Genomic DNA, 22,486 nt, shown 5'->3' on the forward strand with positions numbered 1-22,486 from the left:
GGAAGAACCATCCCTCGATTCCCTTCGTGTCGAGGTGGTAGCCGGGGAGATCGATCTTCCAATCCGTCGCGGGGGGGATCGGCCCGCGCCCGCGTTCCTTCCACGCGCCGGGGTATTGCCAGCCGGGAGCGCCGGACGTGGCGGTATAAGTTTTATTCCCCGTCAGATGCCCGGATAAGGTGAATTCGCCTTCCAGTAGCGAGAGCGATCGGACGAGTCGCATGGTGAAACGGGCGGTAACGAGGGTTCCATATAAGGCGATGTGATCCTTAAACGCGTACCAGATCGATCGATTCCGGACGGGAGTTTTTAGCACTACCTCGTAATGTCCGTTTCTAACCTCGTCCGCGCGCTCGATATCGATCGACTCCCCGGCCGCGAGAGGCACTTTCTCGAATCCGGGGGGGAGAGGACTCGACCGACTATCGATCGGGTGCGATTTTAGGAGGGTTGAAACTCTGGCGGTTAATTTCATGTCGGCTACGCGGCTGTCGGGGACGCGAGGAAATATCCGGACGGGATAGTTTTATCGCCCTGCCCCCAGGGGAGAGCGGCGATCCATTGCTTCTTGTTATTGACGTTGGTGGTGACGATTTCCTCGTCCAACTCGAACGCGGCGGTAAAGACGTTGTAGTATTTCTTGTCGTAAGCCCTGCCCGGTGCCATATTGATGATCGGCGCGTTGCGGTCGTCAACGTTCGCGGCGAAAGTCACATCGCCGAACATCTCCCACAGTGCCAGGAGGTTCCGATAGGTTTCTTGTTCGAGGGTGAGAACGTCCGAGGGTAGCCAGATGGTTCTCTGTTGACTCGTGATCGTGGCCATATAGCTATAAGAATCCGATAAACCATCTCGACTCTACCGAGATTCTTTCTATCCCTCAACTACAGAAAATGAATATTTCCTGTAGCTTTAAAAAAAGTTGTAATCCTTATGGAATAAGGATTTTATACTAAAAGAGCGAGAGAATCAACGGGAAAGCTACAGGAAAAAATATTGTTTTTTACTTTTTCTGTAGGTAGTAAAGGGTATAAAAAATGTCACAAAAGTTAGGGCAGGCCGCCGTTCTTTCCGCGGAACAATGGGCGAGACTAGAAAAGTACGCTAACCCAACCCATCGGTTAATATGGGCGCTCTGTCGGTTTACCGCGGCGCGGATATCGGAGGCGCTACGGCTAACGGTGGGGGATGTTTACCGAGACCCGGCGAAACGGGAACACTTCCCCGAGATCGTCTACCCGCGGGAGATTCGCAAGGGGAGAGACAAGAATCACCCCGTCCCCGTATCTAGCGCGTTAAGCATCTACCTAAAGGCTTATACTCCATCTCTAGCGTCGGATGACTGGTTATTTCCGGGGCAAAAGGGGAATCATTTAAGCTACGAGGCGGCCATTAAATACCTGCAATCGTGCCGGAATAAGGCCGGACTGCACAACCTGAAGATCTCCACTCACTCGGGCCGGCGCTCGTGCTTGACCGAACTGGCGAGGAACGGAACCAACATCCGAGTTATCCAATCGATCAGCGGCCATGCGAGCCTATCCAATTTACAGCGATACATCGAGGTTGACCCGAAACAGAAGATAAACGCGCTAGAAGGGATATTTAGTTAATTACTGATAATTACTGGTAATCACTGGTAATTATTAAAAATTTCCCCCGAAAGGGAAATTATTAGAAATTACTGGAAATTATTGGAAATTATTGGAAATTATTGGAAATTTACCCCAAAAGAGGGATGGGGTGTTTCTCGTTTCGGCTTTAGTCTTCCTCGCATTTCGGATCGCCAGTTCTCACGGCCGCTAGAAATTCTTCCTCGTCCTTAACGGTTAACTTAGAGCAATACCCGTGAACCGTCACGTTCGTTTCTCCCGTTCGTTCGAGTTCTTCCGCGTATTTAATCGCGTCGATCTCTCGGTAGAAATATCCAAACGACTTCCTGGCAGTAAAAACCATGTATTTCCATTCGGTAATAGAGTAAGAACGACCATTCACTATAATCATCGTGTTTTTCTCCTGTTAACTAGCTTTTCTCTCGAAAATCAATAGAATCTCGCTCGCGGGAAGTCCCGCGGCGATCATTTCCCCGATCGAGTCCGCGAGCGATCGAGCGGTAGCATCCGTGACTGGCCCGATATGTTTCCAGCGCTTCCGCCCTCCCTCGCGGTAGCCGTACCGGTAATATTCCGCCTCTCCCTTGCAGTAGGTGCCGATCGAGCCGGTACCGGAAGCCGTACCGGGCGATCGCTTCCCTCCCGCGGCCGGGGGAGAGACTTTTTCGCCGGAGGGGATACGGGTGGGGAAGCTTTCGGGAGGTGAATAGCCGACGATCGGGCCGGGGGGAGGGGAGAGAACGCCGCGACGGATTAGCTCCGCCTCGATAATCTCCCGTAGCGCGAGAAGTCGGATCGTGGTCGCTTCCAGCACGTCGATCGCTTCCCCCGTTCTGGACGGGTCGGGACTATCCCCCGTCGTGCCGCTGTCCGCGCCGGGGGAGGGGTCGATCGAGGTTTCGTCGAGGGATATCCCTTCACACCCTATCTCCGACCACGGGATAGAATCGACGCGCTCGGGGAGATCGCGGGCGATCATCCTCCAAGTACGCCCTGGCTTTGCGAAAGGAGCGACCAAGCGATACAGGATGCCGTTCCCGATAATATCCTCGACCTCCCCGTATTCCTCCCCGATCCGAAGCAGATCGCCCGGTTTCCACTCGATCGCTTCCCCGTCTTCCCCTTCTATCCCTTCGGCGGGGATAGAATCGCCCGCGGGGGTTTTCCCTTCCGTTTCATCCCACGGGTCGGGAATCGGGGCGAGGGTTCGATCGCTTTCCTCCCGTTCTATCCCCACGTCGGGGATAGAATCGGAAGCTGTCGGGCGGCCGCCCGGTTCTATCCCGTCCGCGGGGGATAGAAAAGGCTCGGAACAATCCTGCCCCTGCCCCTCGCACCGATACATCCAGACCATACAACCGCTATCCCACCGACGATTAATGATTCGCGCGGGTGATTCGCGAGACGGAAGAATTACCGATTGCCCGAGCGCGAATTTTGGTTCGGGCGGGACGAAATCGAGTAGAAGCTTGGATTCTCCCACCCACCGCTCGCGCGCCGATCCCTCCCGGACTGGCGCGATATTGTATTGCCATTCTCCCCCCTCAAAAATTCGAGACGAGATTCTGTATTCGTGACCGTTGTAAACGACCTTATCGAGTCGTCCGAATTTCGGCTCCAGTACCGGGCTGGCGATCGACTCATCGAGGAGCGATCGATCGACCGTTTCCCCTTCTATCCCACCCTCGGGGATAGAATCACCCTCTCGATCGCTTTCCTCCCCTTCTAGCCCGTCAGAGAGGGCGGTTCCGTCCTCTCGATCGCTCTCCCCTTCTATCCCATCGTCGGGGATAGAATCGCCGGGGCGATCGCTTTCCTCCCCTTCTATCCCCTCCTCGATGAGAGAATCGGTCGGATCGTCCACGTGGGATAATTGCCGTTCGCGAAACCATCCCCCGCCCGTTCCCGAAACCTGATAGAACCATTCCTCGTAAGTGTCCGACCAACGCGGCAGGAGGATCGTCCTCTCCCCTTTCCACCCCGCGACGATCACCTGCTCCCCTAACACGAATCCGGGGTCTTTCCAACCCCCTGGCGGGACGGAATCCCCCGCGGGAGCGATCGAATCACCTTCTATCCCATCGTCGGGGATAGAATCGGAAGCTGTCGGGTGGCCGTCCCCTTCTATCCCGTCCGAGGGGATAGAATCGTCGGGGCGATCGCCCGCGGGGTCTAATTCCGACTCGCACCAGTAAACCGACCCGCCAGCGAGCCGATAAGTCCATTCCCGCTCGTTCGCTGACCACGCGACATCGGCGATCTGAGTCGGAGTACCGAGCGGGTGCATCTTCACCCGCTCCCCGGTCGAGAACCGGGGAGATCGTCGCCGCTTATCGGGGGTAGAAGATTCGGGGTGATCGCTTTCTCCACCTTCTATCCCATCGTCGGGGATAGAAGATTCGGGGGGAGAATCGGAAGCTTCCCCTTCTATCCACGGGTCGGGGATAGAATCCTCGACGAGTGCCACTTCCTCCCCTTCTATCCCATCGTCGGGGATAGAATCGGGCGCGGGGGCGATCGAATCATCTTCTATCCCATCGTCGGGGATAGAATCAATTTTCCGACACGCTGACTTGTAGACGCGGGCCTCGTACTCCCTCGACCGGTATTTATCCGGCGGGAGCTTCACCGTTAGCGTTTCATCGTGAACGGCGACAACCGTTCCCGCCGTCTCCCGGTACGCTACCTTATCCCCCGGCGCGAATTCCGGCACTTCTGGCGCGGTCTTGTCCTCCCGTTCTATCCCCTCGTCGGGAGTAGAGTAGGCTCGAACCGCCGTCTTCCGATTCAAGAAACCGAGTTCCCCGTTCGGCCATCGACACCAGAGCGTCCACGGATCGACTTCTAGCACTTCCCCGATCGCGCCCTCCGGGCATCGCGAACCATCCGATCGAACCAAATCACCCGGCGCGAACTCCGGCCCTGGAGGGGTCGGGGCGTTGGTGGTGTCGGTGGTGTCGGTGGTGTCGGTGGGAGCGGTGGCCCGTTCTCTCGCGGTGGGAGCGTCTAGCGGGATCTCCAGTTGTCCGTCGATAGAAGCTAACTCGGTAACGAAGACGTTGAGTTTCTGGAAGGACTGGGTGAGGATCATTGCCTTTTTCGTCCAGACCTTTAGAACCGTGGCGGGAGCGCCGGCGTACATCACTCGATCGTTGGCTTTCAGCATATTGGTAGATGGGGTGGGGGACTGATAGCGAAGAAAATCGGGAGTCAGGAGTCAGGAGTCGGGAGTCAGCGCGTTATATAAGAGAGCGGAATATTGTGGCGGTCGGTGAGCTATTCAGCGAGCGGAACTTAAAACAACAGTAAGTAGGGGGGTTCCCCGGGAACCGGCGGGATTACCCCGGATCGCCCGGAGTTCTCCCGACCCGGCCGGAGTTCCCCGGAGTTTTTATCGATCGCTCGATCGGGGAACGGGCGATCGGGGAGGTTAGTGGGAGTCGTCGGGAATCCCGGATGTGTCGATGCCCATAGCGTGAAACATTTCCTTGAGAGACTTGCCGTAGGTTTTGGCTAACGCCGCCAAATACTCATAGGTGGGACGGCTCTCCCCTGACTCGATATAGGCCAAAGTTCTTTCCGCTATCCCGGTAAGTTCTCTCACTTGAGGTCTGGTTAGTTTTAGCTCTTCTCGAAACTGTCTCAAGGGACTTTTTCCTTTGACTGGTGTACTTTCCATTATAGCAATATATTGCTTGCAGTATATTGCTTGACTCTCGTGGCGAGATGCAATATATTGCAAGTATGACTAAACAACATCCCTACCCCCCGCGGGACGACAGGCAAGCGGCCATAGAGGGGGGAGGGCTGATTAAAGTCTACGATTGCCGTCTACCGCCGGAGGATACCGCCTATCGCCGATCGCTGAAGTTCTGCAAAACTTTCTTAAAACCATGTTTATCGACAGCCCCTCGGCTGTCTTCCCTCAGAATTCACTCTTGTTCTCCGAACAGCGCGGGGAACCCCTCAAATTCCCCGCTTTCCCCTTCCGATCCGGTTCAATGTCGCGATCACCATTCGAGGAAAAAATGATCAAAGCAACATTCGTTTTTGAAATCCAAATAAACGACGACAGTACGACGGCATCCATCCTTCTGGATCTAGATGAGGTTCTGAGAGAGCGAGCGAAAGAACTCATCAAAGCGAAAAAAGACCCGGAAACGGCACTACTTTTGTTAAACACGGGAACCGCTCTCATAACCTCCTACATCCGCGGACTCTCTAGCGAAGAGTAAAAAACCATGACCCCCGAAGAACGCATCGAACAACTAGAACGGGAACTGGAGACCGCCCGCGCCGAAAACGCCGCGCTCCGGCGGAAACTCGCCCGAGCGAAAGACGCGTCTCCCGTCGAGCGCCCCAGTTTCAAGCGCGTCAAACAGATGGCATCTCTCGCCTGTTGCATTCTGGAGCGGGTAGGGGGAAAAGTACAGGCGAGAATGGGCGATAAAGTCCGAATATTCAAAAAACTCCGGGACGCGTGGGAGTTCTTCCTACAGGAAGAATGGAGCCTATCCGACCTATTCCCCCCACCGAAACCGAAACCGGTAAGAAAGCCGGCAGAGAAACCCCGCTGTAAATTCTGCGACGCGGAAATTCACTGGTCACAGGATTTCATGGGGAAATTCCGACCTTACGACGCGCCCGGCAAGCGTCACCAATGCGCCGAGTATTACCGCGCGAACGGGAAACCGATACCGATACTCATGCAGGATCTCGTCCCCTTCTAGCCGAAAAGCTTTCGCGGGGAAAACCATCACATGAACTATTTACCCTTAGACTTCCCCGCTTTCCTCTTCAGACACGGCTCAACGCCGCGATCACCTCTTACCCTTCGCCGCGGGGCGATCGCCCCGCTTTATTGCCAATGCCCAACCAAGAACTTAAAGAAACCATTCTATCCCACGGGATAGAAGCGACGATCGAAACGATATTCGAGCTACTCGTCAGCGAGGAGAGCCTCGAAAATCTCGCGCCCGAGACAAGAACCCTTCTCGCCGCCGGGTTTCACAACCTACTGGTGATCTATTGTCGGGATATCGCCGGGTCGGTGACGATCGGGAGTCTCCAATGACCGAATCCACCAGGAATAAACTACTCGACGATCTCGTGAACGAGATTAAACCTTACGCGCAAGATCTAGGACTCTACGCGCTAACCGTAGGACAGGTACTTTCTCTCAGTGTAGGAGCCGCCGAACGCGCGAAAGCGACGGGGAAAGAAAGTCAATTCCACCTGTCAAAATGGCTACTCTCGCAAATCATCGAAAATCACCCGGAGACAAAGCCAATTATTCACAAATATGACGACCTACTCTCACAACTGGAGACAGAATAAACCAAATGAACGCTCGACAATACATCGCCGATAACCAACACGTACTCATCCCGCTCTATCTCCCTCTTCTGAGAGTAGATCAGATTCTATCCCTACTCGCGGGGTACGAGGACGCGTTACCGCCCCACCATGAAGACCGCGAACTATACAACTCGATCGCGAAAGCTGTCGTCGAACAGGTTTTCGTCCATCTTCCCGAACTTAAAGAACTTATCGAGCGCGAGAAAGGACAGGAGGAATCCGATACCGAGGAAACCGCATCGGAACCCGAAATCGTGGAAATTAAAATTATTCCCGTCAACGGAACCCCTGAAATCGATATTAACGCGTTCCTAGACAAACACTGGAATCGCCCGATCACGCTGACCATAAACTACGCTTACCTGTTTAACCTTCTATCCTGTATTCATTATCGGCGAGATGAGACAAACACTAACGCCGACGAAAAAGCCGCTTTAAGTCTCATCAGTGACAAGATTCTCCGTCAGACTCTTGCTCAGTTCCCCGAATGCACCCCGGTACACGTCAAGTTCAATGTTCCCGTTCCCAGTAACCCCGATGCAAATTAAAACCATCACCTACAAACGAATCAAGAATCTAGGTAACTACCAATCCGAAACCCTAGAAATGACCGCCGAAATCGGCGAAAACGAGTCTCCCGATCGAGTGACCGAAGAGCTTATGAGAAAGGTGAAAACCCTTCTCGGCATCGAAACTCCTAATCCCGAAGACGATCGTATCCCGTTCTAAAAAAAATAGAGGGGGATTCTCTCCCCCCTTACCGAACAAAAATTGACCGTTGAACTTATGAACATAATAACACGAATTCCCCCCGCTTACTTCATCCCGATCGAGCGAGACGGGGACGAACCTTTCCGCTATTTAAACGCGGCGAAAATCGAATCGATCGACGTGGATGGTAACGTCGTTTTCATCTACCTCGAATCCGGTCAGAAAATAGTTCTCACCGGCGATCGAGCGAGAGTTTTCCTGAACGAAATTCACCAGATGACCGCCCGGTACGGGAGGAACGAACAGACCGCCTGACGAGTTCCCCCGCTCTCGGGGAACGAAACGGGGGAACCCTCCCCCGTCGCGGGCCGGGAGTCGCGATCCCTACCGCCTACCGGAAACGGTAGTCGGGATGACGGGCGGTTTTGGCGAGAAGTGACCGAAAGGTTTATCGCTTTCTTTGACCGCCCGGAAATCCCCTCATAGGTAGGTTTTGAGATGAATTGACACTGTTTTGGTTATTCGTGACCGGAGCTTGTGAGTATTCGCGCGTACCTTGAAAATTCAGGAGAACCCATGCTGATTTTAGGTGTCGATATCTGCGCGAATCGCGCGGTTGTCTGGCCACTATCGGAAGTCCCCAAAGACCCGAAAGCGCACTGGAGGCGCGAATCGGAAGGGCGATCGAAAGATCCGAAGGGAGATCCCCTAACCTTCTACTTCACCAAAGCGGGAATCGCGGGATTATTGGCACTGGAACCCGACGCGATCGCGATGGAGCCGACGGGCGTTCACTACTCGCGCCTTCTCTGGCACATCTGCGAGGCGAAAGGAATCCCGATCTACTGGGTGGGACACCAGCAGGCATCCAACCAGCGGAAATCCTACGGACTGCCCGACAAAAACGACATCGCCGACGCGTTCGCGATAGCCTGTTACGCTCATCTCTACAAGGATCACCCGAGCTACTTCCTCGAATTCCCGCACGAGATCCGCCGCATAAGAGAACTCTACCTACAGCTAAAGACGATCGCCCGTCTCCAATCCCCCGCCCTCTCCCGACTTAAACAGCAGTTAGCGTTCGAGTGGCCGGAGAAGGTGGGAGCGGATCTTTCCCCCTATAACGGGAGACGGTCGCTCATCCTCTGGCTCTGTGGTCGGAAGCGATCGGGCCGGAAGTCGATGTACTGGGATAACGAGCATTCCAAGTCGATCGCCGGGGAATACTCGATCGAGATCTCCCATTTCACCCGCAAGCTCGCGGAAATGATAGACGATTACGATTTATGGGCGATGGAAATCGAGAAAGAGCTATCAAACCTCGTGAATCATCCGATATTCGATAAATACAACCGAGTTTTCGATGAATTTAACTTCGGCTTGCGGTTACGGGCGATACTTCTATCCCTCGTCTATCCCTTCGATCGCTTCGAGTCGATCGGGGCGTTCAAACGACGGATCGGGGCGACGCGGGACGAGGTATCGTCGGGGAAGTCGATCGCCTGGAAAACGGGAACGGGATCGAAACTCTGCCGTACCGAGCTTTACCTGTGGGTTTACACGAGTATCTGCGGGAAAGCGAACCGCCCTCGATCGGAAGTGGGCAAGCTCGTTTCGGCGAAGTATGACGGATGGATCGAGCGAGCCAGTGACCCCGAACAGGTAGAGGCGTTTATCCGGGCTAAAATGCAACAGGACGCGCTAGAACAGGTTAAAGCGGCGTTCTTTAGGGCGGTAAAACCATTAATCCCCGTCTCCGAGAAAGAAAGATTCGATTCGGTGATGAATTTAATGGAAATCAGCTTAAAAGCGAGTATTTCCGAGAATACCGACAAGGATAAGATTAAATTGAATCGGAAAGAAGCGAAGCGACGGATGCAAAACCTCGTCATGTCAAAAACCGCTAATTTCGCCGCGCGCTGGCTGTATCGGCGGTTAAAGGCTACAATCGCGTAAGGGTTTATCATTGACTGGGCCGGGGCGACCACCCAAAAAACGGGACTCGAAAGGGTTCCGTTTTAAAATAGGTAAAATTTTCCCCTGAGATGAAAATCGAGCCAGAATTTCACCGGTACATCACGCGAATGACTACAGTACAACCGAAATTGATTATTCACGGGGGCGCGAGTTCCCTCGACGATAAAGGCGGACTTCAAGCCGTCCGGACTTCCCTGCACTCGATCGTTACCGAAGTCTATAATCTCCTGTTGTCCGGCGCGACAGCGGTAGAAGCCGTAACCAGAGGGTGCGCGCTTCTCGAAGATGAACCCCGATTCAACGCGGGGACGGGTTCGGTGGTGCAGTCCGACGGACAGGTACGGATGAGCGCGTCACTGATGGATGGCGATCGCCAACGTCTCAGCGGCGTGATCAATGTATCGCGGGTGAAAAACCCGATCGAACTGGCGCGATTCCTGCAAGACGAGGACGATCGGATTCTCTCGGAAATCGGCGCGGCGGATCTCGCCCGCGAACGGCAGATCCCGGTTTACGATCCCCTGACGGATTTCCGGATTCGGGAATGGATGGAGGAACGCGAGGGGAATTTTCAGAAAAAAATGGCGCGTCTGTTCGCCGATCCGGAAGCGCGACGGGGTACGATCGGGGTGGTGGCGCTCGATAACCGAGGACACATCGCGGCGGGAACCTCCACCGGGGGCAAGGGATTAGAAAGAATCGGCCGCGTCAGCGATAGCGCCATGCCCGCGGGAAATTACGCCAATCATCGCGCCGGGGTGAGTTGTACCGGCGTGGGCGAGGATATTATCGATGAATGTCTGGCCGCGAAGATCGTGATCCGGGTGACGGACGGTTTCTCGCTGAAGGACGCGGTAGAGAAATCGATGAAAGAAGCGAGCGAAAAACAACGGGATTTCGGGATGATTTCCCTCGATTCGGACGGTAATATCGCCTGGGGCAAAACCGCGGAAATTCTCCTCGCGGCCTATCACACGGGCGATCGAATCGGCGATACCCTCGAATGGCACGGTGAGGGAGTCGGTTTAACGGGCAGTTGTTAATCGGTCAGATCTGTCATTTTGTTCGGAAATGGCAGATCTGAAAATGGTATTTTTTCTTTCGTTCGGTTACGCTAGAGTGGCAACCTCTACAGGGAATCGAATTATGATGGCTTGGTTAACTTTAGTTCCGCCGTATCTGTTCGCGTTAACGGTACTTCTCGTCATCTTGCCGACGGTGATCGCGATTTCCATCCGGATCGCTCTCTATCGCTATCTTCGAGCTTGTGCGAGAATTGTGAAAAGGCCGATCGACAGAGATAGTCCGAGTAAATACCCCAAAATTATCGAAACATTAGAATCCTTAGAGACAAAGTTTAAACAGGTAATTCCCAAGGTAGACCGTGTAAATACATCCGCCCTCGTTGATGAATTATATAACAAGGAAGAATTTCCCTTTTTGAGATTTTCTTTACGATGTGTTAAATGGGATTATTTCGGCAATATTTTACCGAATCTTCTTTTGGCTTTTGGTTTATTAGGAACTTTTTTAGGGATCACTCTCAACCTAACCGAGATCGGTTCTCTCGTTCAGCGAGAAAGTCTAGACAGTGGTAATTTAATTGAGAATCTGAAAGTTCCCTTGCAGAGTATGGGGATCGCCTTTTTTACTAGCTTGATCGCTTTGATCTCTAGCTCTATTTTAACCGTTTTAAATTTCTTTTTTGACACAAATATAGCCCGACTTGACTGGATTACCTCTCTAGAAAACTATCTCGACAATACGCTACAACCCGAAATAATAGAAATTAGTCCGCTCGATCGAATGGTCAAAGAACAAGGTGAATTTTTAGAGAGTTTTAGGACTGTCATTGAACAAGTCATTGCCGATAATTCGGCTATTTTTTTTAATAGTGTGACCAGTTTTTCGGAATCGACTAAAAGCTTTGAAGAGCGGATCGATCGACTCGAAATAATTATCCAGCACGAGAATTTTATCGAGTACGGCGCGACGTTAGAACGTTGCGTGTCGGATTTCCAAAAAACGATCGATACTCTGGAGCGAAGCAAGGTCACGACCAATCTAGTTACCGCCACTCAAAATCTCAATTCCACTCAAGAGCAATTATCGAATACGATTCAAGCGTTACAAGATTGTTCTAATTTAATTCAACAAGCGATGACAACGCTCGCTAGTTCCTCTCTCTCGCTCGAAGAACAAATTCGGGAGGTCAGTCAAGATTTCTATCAACTACAAACCAGCCATTATCAACTAAACTCGGAGATCGGCGAAAAAACACTCGATCGCCTGCAAGATTTGAGCGATAAATTGGAGGCGAACAACGGGATATTTACAGAAAAAATCGATCGATCTAACCTTTCCATCGAACGAATTCACAACACGCTTCTCGAAACTTCCCGTCATCTAAATAACCATTCCGATCATTTACAATCTTTAGGCGATCGAATCGCTCTAGCTATCGATCGGGAAGGTCAACTCGGCAACGAACGAAATCGAATTCTCGCCGATAAAATCGGACAAACCTCGGACTATTTGAGGGGGATGCAAGCGAGCTTAAATCAAATGATCGTTCTTCTCGATCGACCGAACGATCGACCCGATCGACCGAACGATAGCCCCCCCCGATGGAGACCATGGTAAACGGGAATCACTCGTTTTTTTCTCTAGACTTATAGATTTTTCGTGAAACGTTTTTACCGCTCCCGATTTTTGCCGTAAACTCATGACTCGCAACTCTCGCTATCGCTCTTATCGAGAAGATTTGAATATTTTTCAATCTTTTACCGATCTCATGACGAATGCCTTCCTGATCTTGAGCTTTTTTCTATTGCTGGCTTTATTACATTCTTGGGAATTGAATCGAAAACTACAATCCGCCTCGCCGATCGTCATCGATGAAAAATCGGGAAACTTTAAATTTTCCTCGGGTAGTGCCGAGTTAAATCGGGAATTAAAAACCTATATCCAGAAACAAATTATTCCGGCGATCGAGAAAACTACCCGCGAGCGATCGATCGACTTTATTCAAGTGATCGGCCACACCGACGGACAGGCACTCCAACAAAACGGAAATCTCGATAAAAATATCGAATCGGTCGCGCGAAACACTCGATCGGTCGGTACTTTAATTCCGGGATCGAACACCGATCTAGGATTAATGCGCGCCCTCGCCGTTATCCAAGAAATCCAAAAGTCCAATAAGCTCAAAAATATCAAATTCCGCGCCTATTCCGCGGGGCAATTGTATTTACCGTCCGGGAAACTCGCGCTCGTCGATCGATCCGCCGATTCCACCCGCAGAAGGATCGAGATCCGCTTTATCCCACCGGGTAAAAAACAGTAAATTCCGGCGCGAAAAAACGCCCTTCCCACTCACGTAATAATGAGAATCATTTTCACAAGCTAAAGACTTCCTGTAGCTTCGGTTTTTGTAGCGAGATTGACAATCTTTCCGCGCGATCGAGCGGTAAGGTTTACAACGAAACGCCGTGATAGCGAGAGCGAACGCTCGCGAGGCTCGATTAGACCCTCGAAATCGAGCGAAAAACTCTTGTATCCAAAAATTAAGACTTATTAACTCTTCTCACTGGAGGGCGCAACTATGCCGCAGACCCTATTTAAAATCGACCTGACGAAACCGATGTCGGAACAGGAACTCGTCGGGCATAACCGTTGGCATCCGGATATCCCGGCCGCGGTTTCCGTCAACCCCGGCGACGTTTTTCGCATCGAGTGCAAGGATTGGACGGACGGACAGATTAAAAACGACGACGACCCGAGCGATATTCGCGATGTCAAATTAACCGTCGTTCACGTCCTCAGTGGCCCCATCCACGTCAACGGCGCGCGACCGGGTGATATTCTGGTCGTGGATTTACTCGATATCGGGCCGTTACCGGGCGATGAATGGGGTTTTACCGGGATATTCGATCGAAATAACGGTGGCGGTTTCCTCACCGATCATTTTCCCAATCCCGCGAAAGCCATCTGGGACATTCACGGCATCTATACCCGTTCCCGACATATCCCCGGTGTGCGGTTCGCGGGTATCTCCCACCCCGGTTTAATCGGTTGCGCTCCCTCCCACGAACTCCTCGCGCGATGGAACCAGCGCGAGCGAGCGTTAGTAGAACGCGGCGGCCCCCCGTGGAAACCCGCGATCCCGCCCCTAGCCGCTTTACCGAACCCGGAAAACGCGATTTTAGGCTCTCTCAAGGGTTCGGAATTCGATCGGGTGGCCGCGGAAGCCGCGCGCACCGTCCCCCCGCGCGAACACGGCGGCAACTGCGATATTAAAAATCTCTCCAAAGGTTCGCGGATTTATTTCCCCGTTTACGTCGATGGCGCGAAGTTATCGATGGGTGACATCCATTTTTCCCAGGGTGACGGCGAGATTTCCTTCTGCGGGGCGATCGAGATGGCCGGCTATCTCGATCTCCACGTCGATATTATTAAAGGTGGGGTGGAAAAATACGGCATGATCAACCCCATTTTCAAACCCGGCCCCGTGGAACCCCATTACTCGGAATATCTGGTATTCGAGGGGATTTCCGTCGATGAATTCACCGGGGAACAGTATTACCTCGACGCGCACGTCGCTTATCGCCGAGCCTGCTTAAACGCGATCGAGTACCTGAAAAAATTCGGTTTCACCGGGGAGCAAGCCTATTTACTGTTGAGTTGCGCCCCCGTCGAAGGCCGCATCAGTGGTATCGTGGACATCCCTAACGCCTGCTGTACCCTCGCCCTACCGACGGAAATTTTCGATAAAAGCATCCTACCGGTTTAATTTCTATGCCTTTATACGATTATCGTTGTCCTACCTGCGGGGATTTCGAGGCCTGGCGATCGATCTCCGAGTTAGACAATCCCCTATCCTGTCCGAACTGTAGCGAGATCGCGACCCGCGTGTTCTCCCCCCCGCTAGTAAACCTGAATTCCGGTCGTTTTCCGTCGAAAACCGGAGAACCGCGGCTCGTTCGATCGGATCGCGAACCGGCGAAACCGCGGGTACAGAGTGCCAATTCCGGCCGTCCGTGGATGATCTCCCACGCTCCCCCCCGTTACTAATCGATCAATAGCCTGTCGGGAGTCTTGTTCGATTCCCGACGGCTACATCGAGAATTTACTCGACATTTTCAGGATTTTCTAACCAATCTCGTAAATCTTCCGCGGTCGAGAAATCTAGTAACGCCTCGGCTAACGCTTCCATTCGATCGATCGACAATCCCCGCACCCGATTTTCGAGTTCGCTGTCTATTTCCCCGATTTTTCGATGCAATTGACGCAGGATTAACGCTTTCTCTCGCTCGATCCCCCGCTCGATCCCTTGTTCGATCCCCCGTTCGATCCCCCGTTCGATTCCTTGTTCGATTCCCTGTTGCATCCAACTGGTCACGATCTGCATGACTTCCTCCCGTTCTTCTTGGTCTAAAGTTCCTAATTCTTGTCGGAATTGTTGTTCTTCCGTTCGGTTTAGTTTGAGATAGGTATCGACAAAACCGGAAATTAATTGCATTTTAGCGGGATTTAAGCGTAGCGTCACCAGTAATCGTAAACACTCCGCTTTCACTCTCGGCCGATCGATCGCTGCGATATTCATTTTCGCCATTAACGCGGACGCGACCGGATTGGGACGGTTTAAAAAATCCCGCCAGTTCAGACGATTGAGTTGAACGACGCGATAATTGAATTGTAAGACCTGAAAATCGGGAAAAGCGATCGAGTAGTGATCGATCGCCGCTTTTTTCGGTCGATCGTAGGAAAAAAGAACGATCGGGTAAACGGGGAGGGCGAACTTTTCATGAAGCCGCGCGAAATAGCGGAACATCCTCCGATCGAACCGCGAGCGGGAACCGGATTCCGCTTCGATATGAACGAGAAAAAAGGACGGTTGACCGCGAAATCGTACCCGCGCGATTAAATCGGTTTCGTACTTCTCCCCCGCGGTCACATCGGTAAAGGTCTCTTTATCGAGTAGGACGATCGAATCGGGATCGAGATAGGCGATGACCTCTGGGAAGAAAAGCTCGATAAACTCGATGAAAAACGTCGAGAGCAATTCTTTAAACAGGCGATCGTGGTCGATAGTTTCCGTCATCTTTCTAGATTACGCTCGTTCCCCGCTAATATCATATCTTACCATATTTCAAACAAAGCTATTAATTCTATTTGCGAATTTATATTGCCAAAGCAATTTTTACCTTTAAATTACCCATTATGTATCATCTTAAAAAGAGTAATCCACCATTGAAACCCGTCCCCGAAAAGCACCGATGAACGATTTAGAAATTTACCCTCGATCGCCCACTCCTTTTATTCTCGAAAATCGGTTGAACTTACTCCCCGAATGCCCGATCGAACCGCGCTCTATACTCATTATTATCTTACACTCCCGATTTCCGTTAGACGGGGAAGGGGAATCGATCGACCGGGAAAAAGACCGATGTTTACAGCGTTATCTGGCGATCGCGGAATCGTTTCGGCTCGCAAACGATCGCGCGGGATTCGGCGCGGAAATAATTTCCCCGAAAAACGGTTTTCCCCTATATTCGGCGCGGGGTAAAATCGCGTTCGATACGGTCGCTATCGTTCACCAGACGTTAGGATTCGATTTCGATCGAACTCCCGCGGGTTGTAAGGTTTTAAAACATCCCTCGCAGGGAAGTTCTGTTTATCCAGGGCTGTTTCTCTCTAGCGCAGAAAGCTCGATCGTTCCCGCTCTTTTTCGGGAAACTCTTCCCGAATCGAAAGGTTTACTCGAAAATATTCTTCGATAAAATGTCCGAGAATCGGCAAGTTTCTTTTTATTCTAAAAATGTCCAACTCGCGAAAGTGGCCGCCTGTCCGCGATAGATCCCGTCGCGATCGATCGTGTTCCAAACGATCGCATTGTCGATCCGAAAACGCCGCCCAGTTTTCGATACGCGAATTCCCCGATAATCATCGATATATCCTGTTTTACGAACTCTAGCCAGCATTTTCGCCCGCTCTGATTCGCTTAGGGTATCCTCGCCCACGGTAGCGCGCGAGGGAAATTGTATCAGTTCCTCCCAGGTTAAACCCCAGAGATCGAGCGCGACGCGATTACCGTAATTAAAAATCGGGTTCGCTTCCGTCCCGTGGGAAACCACCACGAACGGCGCGTGATACAGCGCGTGACTCCGTTCTAACGCCGTCCATTCCGGTGGCAAAAGCGATCGACCGAGTAATCTTTCATAACTGTCTAACAATAATTCCGTCCACGCGATAATCGCCGGATCTTGCCAGATTTCGATATTCTGTCCCATAAAATGCCCGCTCCTAATTCTCGTTCCCCGCTCTCTGATTCCAATACTTCCACGCCGCGTAAGCCATCGTGACCACCCCGGTGACGATCGCCGATTCGTCTACCAGGAATTCGGGATGATGGAGGGGGGGATTTAACAGATTCGGCGAACCGACCCCGAGACGGAACATCGTACCCGGAACCTGTTCGAGATAGATCGAGAAGTCTTCCGCGCCGAGGGAGGGTTCGGTGAGGATTAATACCCGATCGCTTCCCCAGGCTTCCATACTGGCTTCCTCGACGACGCGGGTTAGCGCGGGATCATTCTGTACCGAGGGAACACCGCGACGATAATTTACTTGACATTTTGCGTTATATGTGCTACAGACGCTCGTGACGATACTCTCGATCCATTCGGGAAGATAGGCGTGGGTTTCCGGGTGGAGCGATCGGACGGTTCCGGCCATGCGTACCTGATCGGCGATGACGTTGGGGGCGCGGCCGCCGCTAATCTGACCGATGGTGAGGACGATCGGGCGCAGGGGGTTCTGGGTGCGGCTGATGGCTTGTTGTAGGGTGGTGATGACCTGGGAGGCGATCCAAATGGCATCGATCGCCTCGTGGGGACGCGCCCCGTGGCCGGATTCCCCCTGAATAAAAATCTCCAGATCGTCGGCGGCCGCGGTAAGCGCGCCGTAACGGATACCCACCGATCGCGCGGGAATCGACGGGAAAACGTGAACCCCTAACACCGCGTTCACATCCCGCATCACCCCGTCGCGGATCATCCAACTCGCGCCCTGGGCGATCTCCTCCGCGGGTTGAAAAATAAAGCGCGTCGTACCCGGCAGGGGTTCCGAGAGTCGGGAGAGTACCATCGCGGTTCCGAGGCCGACGGTGGCGTGTACGTCGTGACCGCACGCGTGCATTACGCCCGGTTTACGGGAGGCGAATTCGAGATCGGTTTTTTCCTGGATCGGGAGCGCGTCCATATCGGTGCGGATGGCGAGGACGCGGCGATCGATTCCCTGACCGACGAGTTCCCCTTTCACTCCCGTTTTCCCGATCGCCTCCTGTACGGATAAGCCGCAGGAGGAGAGAACCCCGGCAACGTAGGCGGCGGTTTGGTATTCTTGCCCGCTTAATTCGGGATTCGCGTGGATATGGCGGCGAATTTCGATTAACCGAGGAGCCAGACTTTCGGCTATCTCTTTGATCTCGGAGAGCATGAAAGGAGGGGAAAAGATGTCTTGCTGGTTACATCGTACAGCAGGAGGCGTGTTTTCGGAGGATTCGATCGACCCGGGAGTCAGGAGTCAGGAGGAAGAATATTATGCTTAGAAATTTCAGCGAATACCTAATTTATCTTTTAAAATTCATTTTTTGAAGTTTTTAGACCTTTAAAAACGAATTTTCTAAGATATCCGCTAAAATTTCCCGATCGATTCCCCGCGCTCTCGTAAGAATTCCCGCACCTGTCGATCGCTCGGTTGGGGATCGATCGCCCCGGGCCCGATCGTGACTAACGCGCCGACCGCGCTGGCGTAAATGACCGCTTTTCTGGCGATATCGGCGGAATGAAAGACCTCTTCCCCGAATTGACAGCATCGGTGTAGGAAACCCGCCGAAAATCCGTCCCCCGCGCCCGTGGTATCCACCGTCGTCACCCGGAAAGCGGCCGCGGTTCCCCCGTTTTCCCCCAGACGGTAGCGACAGCCGCGCTCTCCGGCGGTGACGAGAATTCCCCGTAAATTCGGGAATTGCCGCGAGATTTCGGCGGGATCGTCGGTTCCGAATAACCATTCCGCCTCTTCATCGGAACATTTTACTAGATCGGCTTTTTGTAAAATTTCGCGAACGATCGACGGGGCGCTGTCGGGATTTTCCCAGAAAACCGGCCGCCAGTTGATATCGAGGAAGATTTTGACCCCGTGTTCGCGGGCTAGGGATACGGCGCGTTCGATCGCCCCGCGCGAGTTCGGGTAGGCTAGTCCTAGGGTTCCCGTGACTAGAAAACGGGCGTTTTCAAAGAGAGAGGTCGGGATATCGCCGGCGTTGAGGTTAGTATCGGCGAAATCGGTGGTCGCGAGCGCGCCGAATCCCGCGAAATGACGCTCGCCCCCGCTCGATCGGGTGACGTATACCTGTCGCGTCGGGGCGATCGGATCGTGTTGTACGGCCGAGATATTAACCCCTAGACGGTTTAGGAGTTTGAGCGAGCGATCGCCCACCGGATCGCGCCCCACGCGCCCGATAAACGCGGACGGAGTGCCTAATTTGACCGACGCGCAGGCCACGTTCGCGGGCGCGCCCCCGGTGTAGGCTTTCCAGGACGTGACCCGATCGAGCGGGCGATCGCTTTGTTCGGCCAGTAAATCTTCTAGAATCTCACCCAGACAGAGAACGAGGGGATTATTCATGAAATATCCGCGCGGAATTTAAAAATTGTCGTGTGGTTAAGGAGCCGGGAGCCAGGAGTCCGAAGGAGAAATATCGAGTGATTTTCTTCAAAATCTCATTTGAAACCGATTTATCCTTTTTAATCGCATTTTTTCTCGATTTTAGATTCTCGAAAATGAATCGCGCAATCGGTCTATGGTTCGATCGATCGAATACCCGCCTCCTGCCTCCCGCCTTCTCCGACCGATCGATCTTACCCTTAATTCACGGGTAGGCTATACTGCCGGATAGTAGTAAGGTGTGTGATTAGTAGAGGAGTGAGATTTTCATGAAATATCGGTGGATGTTATCGGTCACGGCGTTATTGGGGGTCGCGAGCGCCTCGATCGCCCGGGCCGGTTCGGGAGAGATTCTCCCCGCAACAAAGGTAGAGACCGCTCTCTCTGTGTCGGCTATTACTTTCACGGCCGAAAATCGTCCCACTGGACGAGAATTTTCCCCGGCGACCGCGACCGTCGAGAGTGTACCCGCGTTCCCATCCTCGCCGGATCTCGTCGATTTTAGCGATTCGACCGCTTTGGCCGACACGAAAGAGTCGGAACCCTCGCCGGATACTCCCGACAAGAGTTCCGGGACGAGTGACCAACCGGAAGAACCGGCGTACAATCCCCCGATTCAACTGTTTAATCTGGAAACCGGCAATCAACTCGCCCCGGAGGAGGATTTCTTCTCGGTAGGACTGCGTTGGTTCTTTCCCCGCAATAATCCCAACGGTACGGGATTACAGGTAGTTACGGGATATTACCAGAGGGGGGTGAGCGATCGCCTTCAGGTGGGACTCAACGTTTTCTACTTTGACGATAATATTTCCGATCAAATCAACGGGCAAGGGGTGAAGACTTACGGCCCCCTCTACCAGACTGGCTCGTTCGCCCCGCAAGTGAAATACCAGATCGTTAAAAACGAGACGATAAGCGTGAGCGCGGCCGCTTCCGTGGAAGTTTTCCGACTGTTCACCGGTCCGGGTCTTTTTAACAACAGCAATCAAAATCAAGGCACGTATTTCGTCGGGGGCGCGCTACAGGTTCCCGTGAGTTATCAAGTTACCCCCACGCTACAGCTACATTTCACCCCCGGTTTTTCCTTTCTCCCGGACACGGTTCAAGGGGCGGATTACTACGGCACTTCGTTTAACGTGGGCGCGGGGATTAGCTGGCAACCGATCCGCGCGATCGCCCTATTCGGGGACGTGAACTACCCGATCGGCCCGGGGGGGAATACGGTTCGCGCCAGTGACGGATCGATCGAGAACGATCTGGTCTGGAGCGCCGGAATACGGGTTACTCAACCCCGGACTTTGGGTATCGTCGTCGGTTTCGATGTCTACGCTACCAACGCCTTCGGGACAACTCTCGCGACCCGATCGCTGTCGTTGGTTCCGGGTTCGGGTCAGGTTGCCCTCGGCGCGAATGTGTTTTTCCAGTTCTAAACTGGAAGATGGGAAGTGAGGGAGGCGGGAGGTGAGGGAGATGGAGACCGGGAAATCAATAGATTATTTCGGGATAAGATCGAGAGTTTTGAGAAATTTATTCCCTACACCCTATACCCTTCCCTCCTGTCTCCTGTCTCCTGTCTCCTGAACCACACGAAAATTTTTGAATTCCGCAAGAGGTCTCATGACGCGCGCGCTAATCGATTATCAAAACGTTATTACCGAACTGATCGATCGCTATAAACATCGGGTCGATTTCCTCGCGATCCGCGTCGAGGAGGCACGGGGAACGAACATCCTCCTACGGGCGGATAAAGTGGAAACTCTCAGCGAGGGAATCGCGATCGGGGGACAGGTCAGGGCTTGTTATAAAGGCGGTTGGGGATTCGCCAGTTTTAACCGGCTGGCGGGTTTACGCGAGCGGGTGGAGGAAGCGATCGCCGCCGCTAGAGCGATCGGGGACGAGGAAACTTTACTCGCGCCGATCGAGCCGATCGTGGCGAGCGTTCACCTGCCCCTGACGGGAACCGACCCGCGCCTCGTTCCCCTGCCGGAGAAGAAGGAACTGTGCGATCGCTATAACGAGATCCTCCGGGGTTATCATCCCTCGGTGACGACCACTTCCGTCCGCTACGGGGACAGTACCCAGCATATTCTCCTCGTCACTTCCGAGGGGACATCGATCGAGCAAACCTGGTCGGACGTGGAGATGCGTTTTTCGGCGACCGCGCGGGACGGCGACACGGTACAGACGGGACGGGAAACCACCGGCTCGCGTCGGGCTTACGAGGATCTGGCGGATCTCGACGATCGGGTGATAGAAACCGCCAAACGTGCCGTGGATTCGTTGATTTTGCCATCGGTACGGGGCGATACTTACACGGTGGTCATCGATCCCGTTCTGACGGGTCTATTCGTTCACGAGGCGTTCGGACACCTCTCGGAAGCCGATATGTTGTACGAGAATCCGGATCTGCTGGAAGTGATGAGTATGGGGAAACGGTTCGGCCCGGATAACCTGCAAATTTTCGACGGGGCGCTTCCCGAGGGACATCGGGGCAGTTATTTCTACGACGACGAGGGAACCCGGGCGACGACGACGCGGTTAATTCAGGACGGGGTACTGGTGGGACGATTGCACTCGCGGGAGACGGCGGGAAAACTGGGGGAACAACCGACGGGAAACGCGCGTTGTTTGAACTATCACTACCCGCCGATCGTCCGGATGACCAATACCTGGATCGAGCGGGGAAATACCCCGGTTAATGACCTTTTTTCGGGAATTAAAACGGGAGTGTACGCCAAGAACTGGCAGGGGGGCATGACCAACGGCGAGATGTTCACCTTTAGCGCGGGGGAAGCCTGGATGATCCGCGACGGGGCGATCGCCGAACCGGTCAGAGATGTCACCCTGTCGGGGAACGTGTTTAAAACGCTGGCCAATATCGAGGGGATCGGGGATGATTTCTACTGGGACGAGTCGGGAGGGTGCGGCAAGGGCGGCCAGAGCGGTTTACCGGTCGGGTGCGGCGGCCCTAGTTTACGGATTCGGGATGTGGTAGTGGGAGGAGAGGCGGTCGATCGAGAATAATTCGGTGTTAACGGATAGATTTTCCGGATAATTCCCTTATAATTCTCAGCAACGGGATCAGTAATTCCACTTGC

Annotated in this window: 27 protein-coding genes; 18 read left to right on the forward strand and 9 right to left on the reverse strand. The window is 53.2% G+C overall.

Annotation, left to right across the window (positions count from 1 at the left end; genetic code table 11):
• Both V0288_RS05170 and V0288_RS05175 read right to left on the reverse strand, forming a co-directional pair.
• Window positions 1-475 (reverse strand): hypothetical protein (locus V0288_RS05170; protein ID WP_332863967.1); only part of this gene is annotated, 475 nt, incomplete at its 3' end.
• 5 nt (window positions 476-480) lie between these two features.
• The gene (locus V0288_RS05175; protein WP_332863968.1) at window positions 481-825 is read right to left on the reverse strand and encodes a hypothetical protein; all 345 of its coding nucleotides are present in this window, start codon (window positions 823-825) and stop codon (window positions 481-483) included.
• A gap of 212 nt (window positions 826-1,037) precedes the next feature.
• On the opposite strand from V0288_RS05175, the gene V0288_RS05180 reads away from it, so the two are divergent.
• A complete protein-coding gene (locus V0288_RS05180) occupies window positions 1,038-1,613 on the forward strand; it encodes a tyrosine-type recombinase/integrase (protein ID WP_332863969.1) in 576 nt (191 codons plus the stop codon).
• A 148-nt stretch (window positions 1,614-1,761) separates the two neighbouring features.
• On the opposite strand, the gene V0288_RS05185 is transcribed toward V0288_RS05180, so the two are convergent.
• Both V0288_RS05185 and V0288_RS05190 read right to left on the reverse strand, forming a co-directional pair.
• Window positions 1,762-2,004 carry a hypothetical protein gene (locus V0288_RS05185; protein WP_332863970.1) on the reverse strand — a complete coding sequence of 81 codons (243 nt, stop codon included), beginning with the start codon at window positions 2,002-2,004 and terminating at the stop codon, window positions 1,762-1,764.
• 15 nt (window positions 2,005-2,019) lie between these two features.
• Window positions 2,020-4,779: a hypothetical protein gene (locus V0288_RS05190; protein WP_332863971.1), complete on the reverse strand. Its 2,760-nt coding sequence runs from the start codon at window positions 4,777-4,779 to the stop codon at window positions 2,020-2,022.
• Between the two features lie 8 nt (window positions 4,780-4,787).
• Between V0288_RS05190 and V0288_RS05195 the strand changes: the two genes are divergently transcribed.
• On the forward strand, window positions 4,788-4,922 hold the full coding sequence (locus V0288_RS05195; RefSeq protein WP_332863972.1) for a hypothetical protein: 135 nt from the start codon (window positions 4,788-4,790) through the stop codon (window positions 4,920-4,922).
• 121 nt (window positions 4,923-5,043) lie between these two features.
• Here V0288_RS05195 and V0288_RS05200 read toward each other — a convergent pair whose 3' ends face one another.
• The gene (locus V0288_RS05200; protein WP_332863973.1) at window positions 5,044-5,292 is read right to left on the reverse strand and encodes a helix-turn-helix transcriptional regulator; all 249 of its coding nucleotides are present in this window, start codon (window positions 5,290-5,292) and stop codon (window positions 5,044-5,046) included.
• 349 nt (window positions 5,293-5,641) lie between these two features.
• On the opposite strand from V0288_RS05200, the gene V0288_RS05205 reads away from it, so the two are divergent.
• The 13 genes from V0288_RS05205 to V0288_RS05265 all read left to right on the forward strand — a co-directional run bounded on the left by V0288_RS05205 (window position 5,642) and on the right by V0288_RS05265 (window position 14,732).
• Window positions 5,642-5,848 carry a hypothetical protein gene (locus V0288_RS05205; protein ID WP_332863974.1) on the forward strand — a complete coding sequence of 69 codons (207 nt, stop codon included), beginning with the start codon at window positions 5,642-5,644 and terminating at the stop codon, window positions 5,846-5,848.
• A gap of 6 nt (window positions 5,849-5,854) precedes the next feature.
• A complete protein-coding gene (locus V0288_RS05210; protein ID WP_332863975.1) occupies window positions 5,855-6,343 on the forward strand; it encodes a hypothetical protein in 489 nt (162 codons plus the stop codon).
• 137 nt (window positions 6,344-6,480) lie between these two features.
• Window positions 6,481-6,687: a hypothetical protein gene (locus V0288_RS05215; RefSeq protein WP_332863976.1), complete on the forward strand. Its 207-nt coding sequence runs from the start codon at window positions 6,481-6,483 to the stop codon at window positions 6,685-6,687.
• Window positions 6,684-6,950, forward strand: a complete 267-nt coding sequence (locus V0288_RS05220) for a hypothetical protein (protein ID WP_332863977.1) — start codon at window positions 6,684-6,686, stop codon at window positions 6,948-6,950. Before V0288_RS05215 ends, V0288_RS05220 begins: the two co-directional genes overlap by 4 nt.
• A gap of 5 nt (window positions 6,951-6,955) precedes the next feature.
• Window positions 6,956-7,519 carry a hypothetical protein gene (locus V0288_RS05225; protein WP_332863978.1) on the forward strand — a complete coding sequence of 188 codons (564 nt, stop codon included), beginning with the start codon at window positions 6,956-6,958 and terminating at the stop codon, window positions 7,517-7,519.
• A complete protein-coding gene (locus V0288_RS05230; protein ID WP_332863979.1) occupies window positions 7,509-7,700 on the forward strand; it encodes a hypothetical protein in 192 nt (63 codons plus the stop codon). Before V0288_RS05225 ends, V0288_RS05230 begins: the two co-directional genes overlap by 11 nt.
• Before the next feature lie 57 nt (window positions 7,701-7,757).
• Window positions 7,758-7,997: a hypothetical protein gene (locus V0288_RS05235; RefSeq protein WP_332863980.1), complete on the forward strand. Its 240-nt coding sequence runs from the start codon at window positions 7,758-7,760 to the stop codon at window positions 7,995-7,997.
• A 261-nt stretch (window positions 7,998-8,258) separates the two neighbouring features.
• Window positions 8,259-9,638 (forward strand): IS110 family transposase, encoded by a 1,380-nt coding sequence (locus V0288_RS05240; protein WP_332863981.1) that lies wholly within the window; start codon window positions 8,259-8,261, stop codon window positions 9,636-9,638.
• Window positions 9,639-9,766: 128 nt separating this feature from the next.
• Window positions 9,767-10,702 (forward strand): isoaspartyl peptidase/L-asparaginase, encoded by a 936-nt coding sequence (locus V0288_RS05245; RefSeq protein ID WP_332863982.1) that lies wholly within the window; start codon window positions 9,767-9,769, stop codon window positions 10,700-10,702.
• 76 nt (window positions 10,703-10,778) lie between these two features.
• Window positions 10,779-12,302 carry a hypothetical protein gene (locus V0288_RS05250; protein WP_332863983.1) on the forward strand — a complete coding sequence of 508 codons (1,524 nt, stop codon included), beginning with the start codon at window positions 10,779-10,781 and terminating at the stop codon, window positions 12,300-12,302.
• Between the two features lie 121 nt (window positions 12,303-12,423).
• The gene (locus V0288_RS05255) at window positions 12,424-13,005 is read left to right on the forward strand and encodes a flagellar motor protein (RefSeq protein WP_332863984.1); all 582 of its coding nucleotides are present in this window, start codon (window positions 12,424-12,426) and stop codon (window positions 13,003-13,005) included.
• Window positions 13,006-13,263: 258 nt separating this feature from the next.
• On the forward strand, window positions 13,264-14,451 hold the full coding sequence (fmdA, locus tag V0288_RS05260; protein ID WP_332863985.1) for a formamidase: 1,188 nt from the start codon (window positions 13,264-13,266) through the stop codon (window positions 14,449-14,451).
• A 5-nt stretch (window positions 14,452-14,456) separates the two neighbouring features.
• Window positions 14,457-14,732, forward strand: coding sequence for an FmdB family zinc ribbon protein (locus V0288_RS05265; protein ID WP_332863986.1), 276 nt, complete (start codon window positions 14,457-14,459; stop codon window positions 14,730-14,732).
• A gap of 55 nt (window positions 14,733-14,787) precedes the next feature.
• Here V0288_RS05265 and V0288_RS05270 read toward each other — a convergent pair whose 3' ends face one another.
• Entirely contained in the window at window positions 14,788-15,762 is a 975-nt protein-coding gene (locus V0288_RS05270) for a DUF4351 domain-containing protein (protein WP_332863987.1), read from the reverse strand.
• A 175-nt stretch (window positions 15,763-15,937) separates the two neighbouring features.
• On the opposite strand from V0288_RS05270, the gene V0288_RS05275 reads away from it, so the two are divergent.
• Window positions 15,938-16,441 (forward strand): methylmalonic aciduria and homocystinuria type D protein, encoded by a 504-nt coding sequence (locus V0288_RS05275; protein ID WP_332863988.1) that lies wholly within the window; start codon window positions 15,938-15,940, stop codon window positions 16,439-16,441.
• Window positions 16,442-16,468: 27 nt separating this feature from the next.
• On the opposite strand, the gene V0288_RS05280 is transcribed toward V0288_RS05275, so the two are convergent.
• The 3 genes from V0288_RS05280 to V0288_RS05290 all read right to left on the reverse strand — a co-directional run bounded on the left by V0288_RS05280 (window position 16,469) and on the right by V0288_RS05290 (window position 19,349).
• Window positions 16,469-16,951 (reverse strand): MEKHLA domain-containing protein, encoded by a 483-nt coding sequence (locus V0288_RS05280; RefSeq protein WP_332863989.1) that lies wholly within the window; start codon window positions 16,949-16,951, stop codon window positions 16,469-16,471.
• A gap of 13 nt (window positions 16,952-16,964) precedes the next feature.
• The gene (locus V0288_RS05285; RefSeq protein WP_332863990.1) at window positions 16,965-18,158 is read right to left on the reverse strand and encodes a M20 family metallopeptidase; all 1,194 of its coding nucleotides are present in this window, start codon (window positions 18,156-18,158) and stop codon (window positions 16,965-16,967) included.
• 198 nt (window positions 18,159-18,356) lie between these two features.
• On the reverse strand, window positions 18,357-19,349 hold the full coding sequence (locus V0288_RS05290) for a carbohydrate kinase family protein (protein ID WP_332863991.1): 993 nt from the start codon (window positions 19,347-19,349) through the stop codon (window positions 18,357-18,359).
• Window positions 19,350-19,657: 308 nt separating this feature from the next.
• Here V0288_RS05290 and V0288_RS05295 point away from each other — a divergent pair, with 308 nt between their 5' ends.
• Together V0288_RS05295 and V0288_RS05300 are read left to right on the forward strand one after the other, a co-directional pair.
• Entirely contained in the window at window positions 19,658-20,818 is a 1,161-nt protein-coding gene (locus V0288_RS05295) for a hypothetical protein (RefSeq protein ID WP_332863992.1), read from the forward strand.
• 187 nt (window positions 20,819-21,005) lie between these two features.
• Window positions 21,006-22,412, forward strand: coding sequence for a TldD/PmbA family protein (locus V0288_RS05300; protein ID WP_332863993.1), 1,407 nt, complete (start codon window positions 21,006-21,008; stop codon window positions 22,410-22,412).
• Window positions 22,413-22,486 lie beyond the last annotated feature (74 nt).

The sequence above is a fragment of the Pannus brasiliensis CCIBt3594 genome (genome assembly GCF_036688125.1).
Lineage (GTDB): Bacteria > Cyanobacteriota > Cyanobacteriia > Cyanobacteriales > Microcystaceae > Pannus > Pannus brasiliensis.